This is a genomic window from Micromonospora sp. RTGN7, assembly GCF_033804645.1.
In the GTDB taxonomy this organism is placed as follows: Bacteria; Actinomycetota; Actinomycetes; order Mycobacteriales; family Micromonosporaceae; genus Micromonospora.
Genome location: NZ_JAPZLF010000021.1, coordinates 27,300 through 42,333, shown reverse-complemented (window position 1 = coordinate 42,333; position 15,034 = coordinate 27,300). Strand labels below are relative to the sequence as shown.

At 72.6% G+C, this 15,034-nt stretch carries 15 protein-coding genes; 12 read left to right on the top strand and 3 right to left on the bottom strand.

Going from position 1 to position 15,034, the window contains the following annotated elements; translation table 11 throughout:
- Positions 1-216 precede the first annotated feature (216 nt).
- The 4 genes from SNR22_RS24420 to SNR22_RS24405 are packed head-to-tail and all read left to right on the top strand — an operon-like array spanning position 217 to position 1,867.
- A complete protein-coding gene (locus tag SNR22_RS24420) occupies positions 217-438 on the top strand; it encodes a hypothetical protein (RefSeq protein WP_320068985.1) in 222 nt (73 codons plus the stop codon).
- A complete protein-coding gene (locus SNR22_RS24415; protein WP_320068984.1) occupies positions 435-677 on the top strand; it encodes a hypothetical protein in 243 nt (80 codons plus the stop codon). The genes SNR22_RS24420 and SNR22_RS24415 overlap by 4 nt, the downstream gene beginning before the upstream one ends.
- Positions 664-1,116, top strand: a complete 453-nt coding sequence (locus SNR22_RS24410; RefSeq protein ID WP_320068983.1) for a helix-turn-helix domain-containing protein — start codon at positions 664-666, stop codon at positions 1,114-1,116. The genes SNR22_RS24415 and SNR22_RS24410 overlap by 14 nt, the downstream gene beginning before the upstream one ends.
- Positions 1,034-1,867, top strand: coding sequence for a hypothetical protein (locus SNR22_RS24405; RefSeq protein WP_320068982.1), 834 nt, complete (start codon positions 1,034-1,036; stop codon positions 1,865-1,867). The genes SNR22_RS24410 and SNR22_RS24405 overlap by 83 nt, the downstream gene beginning before the upstream one ends.
- Positions 1,868-2,195: 328 nt before the next feature.
- Here SNR22_RS24405 and SNR22_RS24400 read toward each other — a convergent pair whose 3' ends face one another.
- The 3 genes from SNR22_RS24400 to SNR22_RS24390 are packed head-to-tail and all read right to left on the bottom strand — an operon-like array spanning position 2,196 to position 4,171.
- A complete protein-coding gene (locus SNR22_RS24400) occupies positions 2,196-2,588 on the bottom strand; it encodes a type II toxin-antitoxin system VapC family toxin (protein ID WP_320068981.1) in 393 nt (130 codons plus the stop codon).
- Complete coding sequence (locus SNR22_RS24395) at positions 2,585-2,869, bottom strand: type II toxin-antitoxin system Phd/YefM family antitoxin (protein WP_320068980.1); 285 nt, start codon at positions 2,867-2,869, stop codon at positions 2,585-2,587. Before SNR22_RS24395 ends, SNR22_RS24400 begins: the two co-directional genes overlap by 4 nt.
- Positions 2,870-2,920: 51 nt before the next feature.
- Positions 2,921-4,171, bottom strand: coding sequence for a glycosyltransferase family 4 protein (locus SNR22_RS24390; protein ID WP_320068979.1), 1,251 nt, complete (start codon positions 4,169-4,171; stop codon positions 2,921-2,923).
- Between the two features lie 24 nt (positions 4,172-4,195).
- Here SNR22_RS24390 and SNR22_RS24385 point away from each other — a divergent pair, with 24 nt between their 5' ends.
- From SNR22_RS24385 to SNR22_RS24350, 8 genes are all read left to right on the top strand, one after another.
- On the top strand, positions 4,196-5,056 hold the full coding sequence (locus SNR22_RS24385; RefSeq protein WP_320068978.1) for a DNA-formamidopyrimidine glycosylase family protein: 861 nt from the start codon (positions 4,196-4,198) through the stop codon (positions 5,054-5,056).
- Positions 5,057-5,329: 273 nt separating this feature from the next.
- Positions 5,330-6,901 carry a sugar transferase gene (locus SNR22_RS24380; RefSeq protein ID WP_320069052.1) on the top strand — a complete coding sequence of 524 codons (1,572 nt, stop codon included), beginning with the start codon at positions 5,330-5,332 and terminating at the stop codon, positions 6,899-6,901.
- A 32-nt stretch (positions 6,902-6,933) separates the two neighbouring features.
- Entirely contained in the window at positions 6,934-8,157 is a 1,224-nt protein-coding gene (locus SNR22_RS24375; RefSeq protein WP_320068977.1) for a sensor histidine kinase, read from the top strand.
- Positions 8,158-8,180: 23 nt separating this feature from the next.
- On the top strand, positions 8,181-8,942 hold the full coding sequence (locus SNR22_RS24370) for a LytTR family DNA-binding domain-containing protein (RefSeq protein WP_320069051.1): 762 nt from the start codon (positions 8,181-8,183) through the stop codon (positions 8,940-8,942).
- Between the two features lie 154 nt (positions 8,943-9,096).
- Positions 9,097-11,190: a carboxypeptidase regulatory-like domain-containing protein gene (locus SNR22_RS24365; protein WP_320068976.1), complete on the top strand. Its 2,094-nt coding sequence runs from the start codon at positions 9,097-9,099 to the stop codon at positions 11,188-11,190.
- A 146-nt stretch (positions 11,191-11,336) separates the two neighbouring features.
- Positions 11,337-12,014: a response regulator transcription factor gene (locus SNR22_RS24360; protein WP_320068975.1), complete on the top strand. Its 678-nt coding sequence runs from the start codon at positions 11,337-11,339 to the stop codon at positions 12,012-12,014.
- Entirely contained in the window at positions 12,011-13,063 is a 1,053-nt protein-coding gene (locus tag SNR22_RS24355) for an ATP-binding protein (protein WP_320068974.1), read from the top strand. The genes SNR22_RS24360 and SNR22_RS24355 overlap by 4 nt, the downstream gene beginning before the upstream one ends.
- Positions 13,064-13,114: 51 nt before the next feature.
- Entirely contained in the window at positions 13,115-14,869 is a 1,755-nt protein-coding gene (locus tag SNR22_RS24350; RefSeq protein WP_320068973.1) for a DUF4173 domain-containing protein, read from the top strand.
- Positions 14,870-15,034 lie beyond the last annotated feature (165 nt).

The following is a 15,034-nucleotide window of genomic DNA, read 5'->3' as shown; positions in this document are numbered from 1 at the left end:
AACTTGAAAGCCGGGCACTTTCACCTGCAAGCGCTGCTATATCCCGAATTTCGAGGTTAGTGGACCCTCTTTCATACTTGACAGGGGGTAGATCAGTCAGGTCTCCTGGGAAGGCAACATGCAGGTAGCGATCCGGTCAGGTGACTGAGGCTCCGTGGACGTACCTGCCTCTCTTGTCACTCTCCGACTGGAAGCCGTTACGTCTCGGGAGGCCCAATGGCTCGGCACGCGAAGAACCCGACTGACCTCGGTCTGCTGCGGAAGCTCTGGCCGTTCAAGGGCCGTCGTGCGAACCCACTCGACCGCCTACGCCCGGCGGCGCTCTCTCCGAAGCGGGCGGGGGCATATCGGGCTGTCGGTGTGGCGCGGGTGGTCTGCCTGCCGGAGCGGCCGTTGTTGACCCTCGCCGGGGAGTACCGGGCGGGGTGCTGGTCGTGACGGTGCGGCGGAACCCGGACGGTGAGGACCGGGGGGAGCAAATTCAGGCGGTGGAGCGGGAGGCCGCGCGGCAGCGGATCCTCGCGCAGGCGCAGGCGCAGGCGCAGGCGCAGGCGGAGGCGCAGGCGCAGGCGGAGGCGCAGGCGCAGGCGGAGGCGCAGGCGGAGGCGGACCGGGTGCCGGTGGAGGAGACGACGCGGGCGGTGCCGGACCGGCGGTGGCGGCGTGGACAGCAGTGACCTGCTGCCGGTTGGCCGGCGGGTGGCGTACTGGCGGAGGCGGCGGAGGATGTCGCAGCAGGTGTTCGCCGATCGGCTCGGTAAGTCGAAGTCCTGGGTCGACAAAATTGAGCGGGGTGTCCGGTCCCTGGACAAGGTCTCCACCCTGCGGGACATCGCCGCTGTCCTGCGGATCGACACCGCCGTGCTGCTCGGCCGGGACGTGCAACCCGTAGTGGTGGTGGAGCGGGTGCAGGGGGTGGAGCGGATCCGGGCGGCCCTGTCGACGTACGAGATCGCTGTGGGCCGGCCTGCGGCCCACCCGCTTGTGCTGCCGGCCGACCCGGTTGGCCCGGGATGTCGCGCACGCGTGGGTGATGTTCCAGCATGCCCAGTACCCGCAGGTCGCAGCGGTGGTCCCGGGTCTGCTGGCCGGCGTGCAGCGGGTCGCCGCCGATGATTCCGGGTGGGGTCGTCCGCTGCTGGTGGAGGCGTATCGGCTGGCCGTGTCGTTGCTGGTGAAACTCGGCGAGGCCGATCTGGGTTGGTTGGCCGCGGATCGGGCGATGGCCGTGGCGACCGGTGATCCGGTGTTGGTGGCCGCCGCCACCGTGCAATTGGGCCAGGTGTTACGCGCGTCGGGGCGGGCGCGTGCGGCCCTGTCGGTGACGTTGGCAGCCGCGTACCGAATCGCCCCGCCCGACCCCGGCGCCGGCACCCCCGGCGGGTTGTCGTTGTGCGGGACGCTCCTCGTGCAGGCAGCGTTGGCGGCGGCCCGCCGGGGCGACGACCACGCCACCACGCAACTCCTCGACGAGGCCGCCGGCATGGCTGCACGGGTGGGAGACGGCCACGATCATCACCGGACCGCGTTCGGGCCGACAGCGGTCGACCTGGCCCGGGTTGCCGCAGCCCTCGAACTCGGCGACACGACCGAGGCGGTCGCCTGGCACGAGAAGACGATTAAGCGGGACGCCTGGCGGTGGCTGCCCGTGGAACACCGCGCCGCACACCTCCTCGACGCCGCCCGCGCCTACCTCCAAGCCGGCGACCCGGCCAACGCCGGCCGGGCACTGGTCGACGCCGACCGGATGGCACCGGCCGAAGTACGCCACCGACCCGCCGCCCGGGACGTCCTCGCCCAGGTAGCCCGCGACCCACACGCCCCCGCCACGATCATCGCCCTCGCCGCCGCCCTCGGGGTGACCTGAACATGACCGGGCCGTTCCTGTCACTGGCCCAGATCCGCAACCGGCTGATCCTCACCGCCCGCACGGTCCTCCGCGACCACCGGACCGGCCCGGACGGTCGCTGCCGGCTCTGCCGGAGCGCGGATTGTTCGGTGGGGACTGCTGCACGCAACGTCATCCGCGCCGCCGAAGAAGCACAGCAGCGAGGTCCAACCCCACCGACCACAGATGCCCGGTAGGACAGAGCTGACACTCGTTCGCGGCCCGGCCTCCGAGCGCGGGCCGGCGCCGCGCGAGCCTGGTAGCCCTGGACACCGATTTCGCGTCGAGCATCCTGCCCGTCGGGGCGCTAGTCGGTGCCGGGAGCCGCGACCGGCAAGCCCGCCGAAGCTGCGATGTCCGCCGTCCGCTTGTCGTAGGTGACCAGCACGTCGAGCGCATCACCGAGAACCTGGGCACTCGCCACGTGCAGCGCGTCCAACGTCCGGATGCCGGTGGGGAGAGCTGCCGCGAGATCCCGGACCTCCTCGGTCAACAGGATCTCGGTAAAGTTTCGGGCCAACATCTGCATGGCGTCCGGATAGTCTCCGATCCGGTCGAGGGTGCGTACCGTCTCGACGAATCCCACGGAGCTGATCGCCATCGGCATACCAGCCCGGTTCTCCAGGAACTCCTGCAGCTCGGTGGCGTAGGTGCGCCCGGAGAGCAGCGTGATCAAGGCGGACGAGTCGAGGTAGATCACCGCTCATCGTCCTCTCGGTCGGCCAGCAGCAGATCGAGGGGCGACGCATCGGGCGGTACGTCGTAACGGGGCAGCCGGTCGATGTCGCTCGTGGTGGTCGCCTTGAGGCGGATCACCCCTTTGGCCACCAGGGACGCGTATCTGCCGAGCGTCCCCGCACCCGGCAGCAGCACGGCGATCACGCTGCCGTGCCGCGTCACCTCGATCGTCTCGCCCCGCTCCACCCGAGCGAACATCGCGCTGGGGTTGTAGGAGAACTCGCGCACGGACACGGTGCTCACGCCACGCCTCCCTTGTGCCGACAACGCCAGCATTGTACCCACAAACGGCGGTCAGCCGAGCGAGGCGTACACGTCGATCAGGCGCTTGGTGACCACGTCGGGGTGGAAGGTGCGCTCGTAGCGGGCGCGCGCGGCCGGGGCCACCCGCGCCGCGCCGGCCCGGGCCACCGGCAGCGCGGCGGCCATCACGGCCGGCTCCGGGGGCACCACCCAGCCCGCCTCGCCCGTCTGCACGCCGGTGGGCAGCGCGACGCGGCCCTCCCCCGGCGCGGCGGTGGCGACGGCGGCCGGGCCGGTGCCGGCGGGCTCGCGCGGGGCGTCCGCGCCGAGCAGGTACGGGATGCCGCCGAGCGCGGTGCCGAGCACCGGCCGTCCGCTGGCCAGCGCCTCCAGGATCACCGTGGGCAGCACGTCGTGCCACGTCGACGCGGCGATGATCACGGCGCTGGCCTCGATCGCCGCGCGTACCCCGGCCCGGTCCAGCGACCCCAGGTAGGTCACGTCGGCGCGCTCGGCGGCGGCGGCCTCGGCCAGCGGGCGCAGTTCGCCGTCGCCGGCGATCCGCAGCGGGCCGAGTGACCCGTCCGGGTGCCGGCGCCAGGCGTCCAGCAGCAGGCCCAGCCCCTTCTCCGGGGAGAGCCGGGCCATGTACAGGAAGCCGTCGCCGAGCGGCGCGGGCGCACCCGGGTCGGGGATGCCGTTGGGCTTCACCACGATCCGGTCCGCCGGCACGCCGTAGTCACGCAGGTGGTCGGCGACCGCCGAGGTGAGCGCGATGAAGCGGTCCACCGACTTCCAGGTGCCCCGGTGCACGGCCAGCGTGGTGGCCATCAGCGCACTCTGCGCCCGCGAACCCCGGTAGCAGCGGTGCACGATCGCCGGCACGCCGAGCGTCCGGCCCCGGCAGTCCTGGCAGATCATCCCGTCCCGGAAGTACAGCCCGGACGAGCAGACCTGCCGGTAGTTGTGCACCGTCTGCACCACCGGCACCCCGTGCTTGTGCGCGGTCCGCACCACCCAGGGCGAAAGCAGCGGGTACGGGTTGTGCAGGTGCAGCACGTCCGGCCGGTGCTCGGTGATCAGCCGACTCAGCTCCTGCTGCGCCCGGGGCGCGTAGATCGGTGAGACCGGCAGCAGCGCCTTGGCCGACTTCGGCATGGTCGGGATCTCGTCGGAGCTGCGCAGGAACGGCAGCACCTCGACCCCGGCCGCCGCGAGCTGGGCGATCTCCGCGTCGACGATCGTGTTCTCGCCGGACGGTTGGGCTTCCCGGTACCTGTTGTGCGCCACCACGACTCTCACGGTCAGAAAGGCTACCGTTGGGGCGTGCCCGAACTTCCCGAGGTGGAAGCGCTCGCCGGCTACCTGCGGCAGCGCGCCGTCGGCCGGCGTGTCGACCGGCTCGAGGTCGCCGCGATCAACGCCCTGAAGACGTACGAGCCGGCGCCGGCCGCCGCGGCGGGCCGCACGGTGACCGACGCCCGGCGGCACGGCAAATTCCTCGACCTGGTCCTCGACGACGACCTGCACCTGGTGGTGCACCTGGCCCGGGCGGGCTGGCTGCACTACCGCGAGTCGTTCCCCTCCGCGCTGCCGCTGCGCCCCGGCAAGGGGCCGATCGCGGTGCGGGTCCGGCTCGACGACGGCTCCGGCTTCGACCTGACCGAGGCGGGCACCCAGAAGAAGCTGGCCGCCTATCTGGTGACCGACCCGGCGGCGGTGCCCGGGGTGGCGAAGCTCGGCCCGGACGCGCTCGCCGCCGACCTGCCCACCTTCGCCGAGCGCGTCCGCAGCCGTCGGGGGCAGGTCAAGGGGGTGCTGACCGACCAAGCGGTGCTCGCCGGGGTAGGCAACGCGTACTCGGACGAGATCCTGCACGCGGCGAAGCTGTCGCCGTTCGCGCTCACCGACCGGTTGACCGACGAACAGGTCGCCGACCTGCACGCGGCGACCCGGCGGGTGCTGGGCGACGCGGTGTCCCGCTCACTGGGACAGAAGGCGGCCGAGCTGAAGAGCGAGAAGCGCTCGGGGCTGACCGTGCACGCCCGGACCGGGCTGCCCTGTCCGGCCTGCGGCGACACGGTCCGGGAGGTCTCGTTCGCCGATTCCAGTCTGCAGTACTGCCCCACCTGCCAGACCGGCGGCAAGCCGCTGGCTGACCGTCGGTTGTCACGAATTATACGTTGAGTGACGACAGTCGGTGGTTACGGAAGGGAATCGCCTACCGAACACCGATCATCCCGGTCCGCGCCTCTACCGGGGTCAGCATCCATCGGTATAGTGGCCCGGTCCCCGGCTTTCGCACCTGAGCACCTGAGGTGGAGCCGGCCGGATCCCAAGCGGCGCACCAGGCGCAATGTCCCCCGGGTCGGCGTCCGGCGCGGGCCCCGCGTGGGAAACTGAACGGTGGGCGACCCGGGCCCTCACTGCGAGTGAGCGGCACGCGTCATGCGGGAGGACATGGGTGAGGTGACGACCAGCCTCCAGCGCCCGGTAACCAACACAGGCCGGAGCAAACTCGTGCGGCACGTCGACAGCTTCGAGATCCAGCCGCCGACGCCACCGTCGCACAACGGTGTGCCCCGGTCGGCGTGGGCCCGGGCCCGTCGGCGGGTGTCGCGCTGGCACCGGCCCTACACCATCGCCCTGCTGCTGCTCGACTTCGCGGCCGTGGTGCTCGCGGACTGGATCGCCCAGGAGGCCTTCGGTCAGGCCCGGGCGGGCTTCTACAAGGCCCAGGAGGACCCGAGCTGGTTCTACACCGTGGCGTTCGTGCTGCTACCGCTCGGCTGGGTGATCGGCCTGTGGGGCAACCGGGCCTACGACCGGCGGTACATGGGCCTCGGGCCGGACGAGTTCAAGCGGGTCATCCGGGGCGGGGTGGCGGTGGCCGCCACCGTCTCGTTCATCGCCTTCGCCACCAAGACCGACCTGTCGCGATTCACCGTCGGGTTCGCCCTGCTCGGGGCGCTGGTGCTGATCCTGTTCGGCCGCATCCTGGCCCGGTCCGTGCTGCACGCGATCCGTCGCCGGGTCGGTCAGGCCGGGCACCGGATGGTGCTGGTGGGCACCCTGCCGGAGTGCCTGGAGGTCTACACGGCGGTCACCCGCAACCCGAGCGCCGGGCTGGTGCCGGTGGCCATCCAGATCACCGACGGGTACGCCGCCGCCCGGGGGATGCAGACCCCCGTCCCGGTGTACGCCGGCCGGGACGTCCTCGCCCTGGTCCGGGAGGTCGGTGGCGACACGATCGCGGTCTGCGGCTCGGCCAGCGCCGAGCCGGGCGAGCTGCGCCGGCTGGCCTGGCAGTTGGAGGGCTCCGGCGTCGATCTGGTGGTCGCCCCGCAGCTCACCGACATCGCCGGCCCCCGGGTGCACATCCGCCCGATCGAGGGGCTGCCGCTGCTGCACGTCGAGGAGCCGACCCTGTCGGGCCCGGCGCTGCTGGTCAAGAACCTGATGGACCGGGTCGCCGCCGGGGTCGGCCTGCTGCTGCTCGTCCCGGTCTTCCTGGCTGTCGGGGTCGCGATCCGGCTCTCCGACCCCGGCCCGGTCTTCTTCCGCCAGCCCCGGGTCGGCCACGAGGGCCGCACGTTCCGGGTGTGGAAGTTCCGCACCATGTACGTCGACGCCGAGGACCGCCTCGCCGGCCTGGTCGACCAGAACGAGACCGACGGCATGCTGTTCAAGATGAAGGAGGACCCCCGGGTCTTCCCGGTGGGCCGCTTCCTGCGGGCCTCCTCGCTGGACGAGCTGCCCCAGTTGATCAACGTGCTCTGGGGCGAAATGTCGCTGGTGGGGCCGCGTCCGCTGCCCGCCGACGACGGTGACTTCCTCGGCGACGTGCGCCGCCGGCTGCTGGTCCGGCCGGGCATGACCGGGCTGTGGCAGGTCTCCGGCCGCTCCGACCTGTCCTGGGACGAGTCGGTCCGGCTGGACCTCTACTACGTCGACAACTGGTCGCTGGCGTACGACCTCAGCATCCTCTGGCGCACCGTGGGCGTGGTGCTGATCCGCAAGGGCGCGTACTAGCGCTCCGGCCCGCCACCCGTCAGGATCGCTGCGTGGCTGGCAACGTCTCCGCCGTCGTCGGCGTGGTCTCGCTCGGCACCGCGCTGGTCGCGGCGCTGTACGCGGTGGTCCGGCTGCGCGCCCGACGGGGCATCGCCACCGCCACCCAACGCGCCACCTACGAGGTGTTGCACACCGCCGGGCTGGCCGCCGAGCCGCTCCGCAGCGGCCTGAGCGGGGCGGGCGCGGCGAAGGCCGTACGCCACCTGCGGGCCCTGGTCGGGGCGGCCGGGCTGGCCCTGACCGACCGGGACACCCTGCTCGCCCTCGACGGGCGGGGGGCGCACCACGGTGACCAGCTCGTCGCGGCGGCCCGGCGGGCGGTGTCCGGCGGGCGGTCGACCGTGCTGGGGGAGTCGGAGCTGCACTGCGACCGGGTCGACTGCCCGGTCCGGGGCGCGGTCCTCGCCCCGCTACGCGCGGACGGGCGGGTGGTCGGGACGCTGGTCGCGATCGCCGACGGCCCGCCCGCGCCGGGGCTGGTGCAGGCCACCCTGGAGACCGCGCACTGGGCCGGCAACCAGCTCGCCCTGGCGGAGCTGGACGCCTCCCGGGAGCGGCTGGCCCGGGCCGAGGTACGCGCGCTGCGCGCCCAGATCAGCCCGCACTTCATCTACAACGCGCTGACCGCGATCGGCTCGTTCGTCCGCACCGACCCGGAACGGGCCCGGGAGCTGATCCTCGAGTTCGCCGAGTTCACCCGGTACTCGTTCCGGGCACACGGCGAGTTCACCACCCTCGCCGAGGAGCTGCGCTCGATCGACCGGTACCTGACCATCGAGCGGGCCCGGTTCGGCGACCGGCTCCAGGTGCGGTTGCAGATCGCCCCGGAGGTGCTGCCGGTGACCCTGCCGTTCCTCTGCCTCCAGCCGTTGGTGGAGAACGCCGTCCGCCACGGGTTGTCGCGCAAGCCCGGCACCGGCATGGTGTGCATCGAGGCCCGCGACGCGGGTGCCGAGTGCCACATCACCGTGGAGGACGACGGAGTGGGCATGGACCCGACGACGCTGACCGCCGGAATCGCGGAGCTGGCCGGTGCCGGCAGCGACCCCGGCGACGACCCGGGCCAGCACGTCGGCCTCTCCAACGTCGACGAACGACTCCGCTCGGCGTTCGGGGACCGGTTCGGCCTGGTCGTCGAGACCGGCCTCGGCTCGGGTACGAAGGTGAGCATGCGGGTGCCGAAGTTCCACCCCGGCGTGCGGGCGGGTTCGTGAACGAGCGGACCGGGGCCGGCGGGATGACCGGTGGCGCCTTCCTCCGGGTGCTGGCGGTCGACGACGAGCCTCCGGCGCTGGACGAGCTGGCGTACCACCTGCGGGCCGACCCCCGGGTGGCCCGGCTGCACACGGCGGGGGATGCCACCGAGGCGCTGCGGGTGCTCCGCGACGGCGACGTGGACGTGGTCTTCCTGGACATCCGGATGCCCGGACTGGACGGCATGGAGCTGGCCAGGGTGCTACGCCGGTTCGCCCGGCCTCCGGCGATCGTCTTCGTCACCGCGTACGACGACGGCGCGGTGGACGCCTTCGACCTGGGCGCGACGGACTACGTGCGCAAGCCGGTGCGGGCCGAACGGCTGGCCGAGTCGCTGCGTCGGGTGGTCGGCTCACGGGTGGTCCCGTCGCACCCGGCGGCGCTGGCCCGGGCGGAGGAGGACCCGACGATCCCGATCGAGCTGGCCGGCACCACCCGGATGCTGCCCCGCTCAGCGGTGCGCTGGGTGGAGGCGCAGGGCGACTACGCCCGGCTGCACACCGCCGACGGCTCGCACCTGGTCCGGGTGTCGCTGGCCACCCTCGCCGAGCGCTGGGCCGACGCCGGTTTCGTCCGCATCCACCGGTCGTACCTGGTCCAGTTGAAGCTGATCGCCGAGCTGCGCCTGGTCAACTCCGGCTACGTCGTGGTGGTCGACTCGGCCGAGCTGCCGGTGAGCCGCCGGCACACCCGGGAGCTGAAGGACAAGCTGGTGCGCGCGGCGAAGCAGGACTGGAACCGCTGACCGCGGTGCCAGTGCCGGGAAGCCTCCGACATTTTCCGGAGGACAGATCGACGATGGTTGACCTACCCTGCTGCTACCGATTCCGTACGGGGGCGCAGGGTCGGTGCGGGCGAAGCCTGCCGCGGCCGCCCCACCCCCTCATGTTTGGACGCAGATGCGCCTTTCCCTCGCACGTCGCGCCGCCCTCGTGGGCGTCGCCGTCGGTGCCCTCGTGCTGACCGGGGCACCCCCGGCACTGGCGGCGGACACCGGCACGATCAGCGGTCGGCTGACCACCAGCAGCGGCGCCGGTGCCGCCGACGTCCCGGTCCAGGTGTACCAGGGCAACCACTGGCAGTACATCGCCGAGGCTCACACCGACAGCGACGGCAACTGGGCCATCGACGGCCTGGACGCCGGCCCGTACGTCGTCAGCTACCTCCCGTCGGACCACCCGCAGCAGTACTACCGGCAGAAGTCGAAAAGGGGGGACGCCGACGACGTGATCGTCACCCCCGGGGCGACGACCACCGCCGATGACCAGCTCATGCCGACCGGCTTCATCACCGGGCGGATCACCGACACGGCGGGCCAACCGGTTGTCGACCTTCCCCTCACCGCCATCGAAGTCGACAGCACTGCCAACCCGTGGGCCAGCGGGCGGACCGATGCCGAGGGCCGGTATCGGATGATCGCCCTGCCCGGCCGATACCGAATCAGGTTCTACCCGATCGAGGGCTCCTACCAGGCGCAGTACATGCCGGGGAAGATCGATTGGAACGAAGCCGGCCAGTACAAGGTGACCGCCGACGCGGAGACCGTGGCCGACGAGACGGTGCTGCCCGTCGGCAGCATCTCCGGCCGGTTCACCAGCGCGTCGGGTGCGCCGCTGGGCCCCGTCAATGTCTCGCTCGCAGGTGCAGAGACGTGGAGCGACGACACGGGCGCCTTCACGTTCCCGACGCTGCTCGCCGGCTCGTACAAGGTTCGCTACACCGCGGGCAACCGGGAGCAGTACCACCGGGGCAAGCTGGACCACGGGAGCGCGGACGCGGTAGTGGTGCGGGGCGGTGAGCAGACCAGCATCGAGGACAGCCTGCTCGGCATCGGGTCGGTGCGGATCTCCGCCGTGGACTCGGTCACCGGGGAGCCGGTGCCCAACTTCTGCGTCAACTCCGAATACACCAGCGAGGCGGCGTGCAGTGGCGGCACCGGTCAGGCCACCCTCTACGAACTGCCGCAGGGCCGACACGACCTCCACCTGTACGCCCCGGACAAGTTGCACTTCACCCGGCAGGTCACCAACATCCGGGTGATCGCCAACCAAACCACCGCCCTCGCCCCGAAGCTGCGACCGGGTGCGGTCGTCACCACCACCGTCGTCGACCGGGCCACCGGCGCACCGCTCGCCGGCGTCTGCGTCAATGCCTTTTTGAACAAGCAGGCCGCCCCGATCGACGGGCAGGACAAGTGCAGCGACCTCACCGGCAGCGTCCGGATCGGCCCGCTCGTAGGCGGGACGTACCGCCTCTTCGCCGACCCGAACGGCTACCCGGAGTACGGCCGGCAATGGGTGGGTGCCACGGGCGGCACCGGTGACGAACGGCAGGCGGCAACGTTCAGCGCGCCCGTGGGGGCGGTGAGCACCGGGCCTCAGGTCCGGATAGATCCGGCCGGCACGGTCAGCGGCACGGTGACCGACGCGGTGACCGGCGAACCCGTCAAGGGGGCCGGCGTGTCCGTGCTGATCGGTCACCCCGGGGTGGGCTTCAGTGACGCGACGACCAACGGGGACGGCCGGTACACTCTCGAACGGCTCGGCCCGTACGCCTGGCCGCTGGTGTTCAGCGGGTCCCCGTACGCCACCCACTGGTCGGGAAACGCGCCCAGCCGGTTCACCGCCACCCCCGTCACGGTGACTGCGGGCCGCATGGCCACCCATGACACCGCCCTTCGCCGGGGCAGCACGGTGGACGGCACGTTCACCAACCAGGACGGCGTAGCGTTCCGCGATGGCCGGGTGACGGCCCGCAGCGCGGACACCGGGGACATCGCCGGCTACGCATCGCTCTCCGCCGGCCGATTCACGTTGCCGGTGACCGGCAGTCAGCGAATCTTCTTCACCTACGAGGTGACCTTCGCGGGTGAGGAGGACGGCTACTCCGGCCGGTACCTGGTGACAGCGGCGGACGGCGTCCGCAGGGTGGGGCTCTTCAGCGTGCCGGCGACCGGCACGCTCCCGGTAAGCCTGGTCGTACCGACGAGCTGAGCTCGCGCGGAGCGGGGCCGGTGGCGTTCTGCCGCCAGCCCCGCTCCGCGTTTTCCACCGCTTGTCCACAGCCGAAGGACGTTCTCCACAGGTTGTTCACAACGTGCCCCACCGTTCTCCACGGCCGCTGCATACAGTCACCTCCCATGAGGGAACGCCGGGTGCTGGTGGTCGAGGACGAGCGGACGATCGCCGAGTCGGTTGCCGCCCGGCTGCGGGCCGAGGGCTTCACGGTGGAGATCGCCGGGGACGGGCCCGGCGCGGTGACCCGGTTCCGGGCGTGGCAGCCCGACCTCGTCGTCCTCGACGTGATGCTGCCCGGCTTCGACGGCTTGGAGGTGTGCCGGCGGATCCAGGCCGAGCGGACGGTCCCGGTTCTCATGCTCACCGCCCGCGACGACGAGACCGACCTGCTGGTCGGGCTGGCCGTCGGTGCAGACGACTACCTCACCAAGCCGTTCTCGATGCGGGAGTTGGCCGCCCGGGTGCACGTGCTGCTGCGCCGGGTGGAACGGGCGGCGGCCGGCGGGCCGGCCACGCTCACGGTGGGCGACATCGAGATCAACCAGGCCGAGCGTCGGGTGCTGCGGGCCGGCGTCGAGGTGCACCTGACCCCCACCGAGTTCGACCTGCTGGTGCACCTCGCCGGCCGGCCGCGCACGGTACTACCCCGGGAGCGGCTGCTCGCCGACGTCTGGGGCTGGGCCGACGGCGCTGGCACCCGGACGGTGGACAGCCACGTCAAGGCGCTGCGCCGCAAGCTCGGCGCCAACCTGATCCGCACGGTGCACGGCGTCGGCTACGCGCTGGAGGTGCAGCCGTGACCGAGCGCCTGGTGGTCCGGCTCAACCGGGTGCTGCCCCGCCCGCTCGACCCGATCCGCTCGATCAAGGTGAAGCTGGGCGTCCTGCTGGTTCTCTCGGGTGCCTCCGGCCTGTCCTACTTCTGGTACGCCATCGGATGGTTGCCGACGATGACCTCGGCGACGGCGATCGGCCTGGCCCTGCTCACCTCGCAGGTGCTGGCGCACGGGATGACCTCGCCGCTACGCGAGATGACGGCGGCGGCCGGGGCGATGGCGCGGGGCGACTACTCCCGGCGGGTACGCGCCACCTCCCGTGACGAGGTGGGCGAGCTGGCCCAGGCGTTCAACAAAATGGCCGCCGACCTCTCCGCGGCCGACCAGCGCCGGCGCGAACTGATCGCGAACGTCTCGCACGAGCTACGGACACCGATCACCGCGTTGCGGGGGGTGCTGGAGAACCTGGTCGACGGGGTGGCGCCCACCGAGCCAGCTGCGCTGCGGACCGCGCTGGCGCAGACCGAGCGGCTCGGTCACCTGGTTGCCGACCTGCTCGACCTGTCCCGGCTGGACGCCGGGGTGGTGCCGCTGCGCCGGGTGTGGATCGACGTCGCCGACTTCCTCGACGAGGCGGTGGAGCACGCGGCGGCGACCGCCGTCGGGGTCGGGCGGGACGTCCGCTTCCGGCTCAACCCGCCGCCGACCCCGCTGACCGTGCACGCGGACCCGGGGCGGCTGCACCAGGTCTTCGCCAACCTGCTCGACAATGCCGCCCGGCACAGCCCGACCGGCGGAACCGTGCTGGTCGACGTGGAGAGTCGCGACGGCGAGCTGCGCTTCGAGGTGAGCGACGAGGGGGAGGGCATCCCGCTTTCCGAGCGGTCCCGGGTGTTCGAGCGGTTCACCCGAGGCGACCGCTCGGGTGGCGGCGGAACCGGCCTGGGCCTGGCGATCGCTCGCTGGGTGGTCGAGCTGCACGGCGGCACCATCGCCATCCTGGACCCCCACCCCGCCCCGACCGGACTCCACCCGGGCTGCCGCATCCGGGTAAGCCTCCCCACCTCCACCTAGCACCACCCGCCCTCACCCTCACCCACCCGTGTGATCGATCAAGGAGTTGCGGTGCCCGATAAAAGCGATAAGTCGCCAGATATTCCTGACCGGAAGTCCACGATCGAACGGGAAGACGCGAGGGCGCACGACGGGGATGGGGCGGATGGGCCGAAGCCCGCCCAGAGCGGTGGACAGGTCACCGCGCCCGCCGGGGGGCAGATCACGATCCGGGCGGGAGAGCAGTTCGCGGCCGGGGGGCAGCTCGCGTCGCTGCCGGCCGGGCCGGTCCCGAGCGGGCCGAAGCGGGCGGAGCTGCCGCCCCGGCCACCGTCCCTCTGGGAACGACGGTGGCCCGGCCCGATCCGGGCCGCCCGACCCATGGTGCTCGGCACGGTGGCTGCCGCCGCCGTGGTCGCGGCGTCCACCGTTCCCCTCGACCGGCCCGGCCTCGGCTGGCTGGTGGCGGTGCTCGCCGCCGTCGCCGCGCTCGTCCCGGCCGCCACGGGCCGGCGGCAAGCCGCATCGACCCGTCCCGACGCCCCGGGGGCGGCGGGACGGGCGGCGGAGCGGCTGGTCTGGGTGGTCGCCACCGTCGCCCTGGTCTCCGTCGGGTACGTCCGGGCGGCCGGCTGGCTCTTCGTGCTCTGCCTGCTCGCCGCCGTGATCACCGGGACCCTCGCCGTGGCGGGCGGCCGAACGCCACTCGGCATGCTGACGGCCGCCACCATCATCCCGGCGGCCCCGTTCCGGGCGCTCCCCTGGGCGGCACGGGGGCTGCCCCGTACCGGCCCCGGCGGTGCGACGATCGGACGGAGCCTAGCCACCGTCGCCGCCACCGTGGGGCTGCTGCTCGTCTTCGGCCTGCTCTTCTCGTCGGCCGACGCGATCTTCGCCGACCTGCTCGCCGGCCTGCTGCCCGAGGTCTCCGCGGGGAGCACGATCGGCTGGGCCTTCCGGCTCACCCTGTTCGGCGGCGGCCTGCTCGGCGGGGCGTACCTGTTGGCGGCACCGGCCGACCTGGACGGGCTGCGGGCCGCGCCGGCCCGGCCGGTGCGCCGTCTGGAGTGGGCGGTGCCGCTGGCCCTGCTCGACGCGCTCTTCGCCGCGTTCGTGCTGGTACAGCTCACCGTGCTCTTCGGCGGCCCCGCGCACGTGCTGCGCACCGCCGGCCTCAGCTACGCGCAGTACGCCCGGGGCGGGTTCTGGCAGTTGCTGGCGGTCTCCGCGCTGACCCTGCTGGTGATCGCCGGGGCGGCCCGGTGGGCGCCCCGGGACACCCGCGCCGACCGGCTCCTGTTCCGGGTCCTGGTCGGTACCCTCACCGTGCTCAGCCTGGTCGTCGTCGCCTCCGCGCTGTACCGGATGCAGGTCTACGCCGACGCGTACGGTGCGACCCGGCTGCGGCTGGTGGTGGCCACCGTCGAGCTGTGGCTCGGGGTGCTGTTCGTGCTGGTCGGGATCGCGGCGGTGCGGCTGCGGGCGGGCTGGCTGCCCCGGCTGGCGGTGGGCACGGCGGTGCTCGCCCTGCTCGGGCTGGCGGCGGTGAACCCGGACCGGCTGATCGCCGAGCACAACGTCGACCGGTACCGGCAGACCGGGGTGATCGACGTGGAGTACCTCTCCCGGCTCTCCGCGGACGCGGTGCCGGCGCTGGACCGGCTGCCCGAGCCGATGCGCTCCTGCGCGCTGCGGGACATCGCCGCCGCGCTGCCGAGCGACCGCCTCGGCACGACCAACCTGGGCCGAGCGGCGGCCCGCGACCTGCTCGGCCCGGAGCGGGCCGGGGAGTCCTCCGCGAACTGTCTCGGCCGCCGCTCCTGGTGAGGCCGGGCCCGCGCGGGCAGGGGGCGCGGAGACTGGCACGCGACGGCGAACGGCACCCTTGACATTCCGACCGATCGGGCGAGACTGCCGAGGTGGCCGCACCCGACGATCCCGTTCCGGCACCCCGGGCACCGGCCCTCGGCGGGACGCCGGTGCAACAGAACG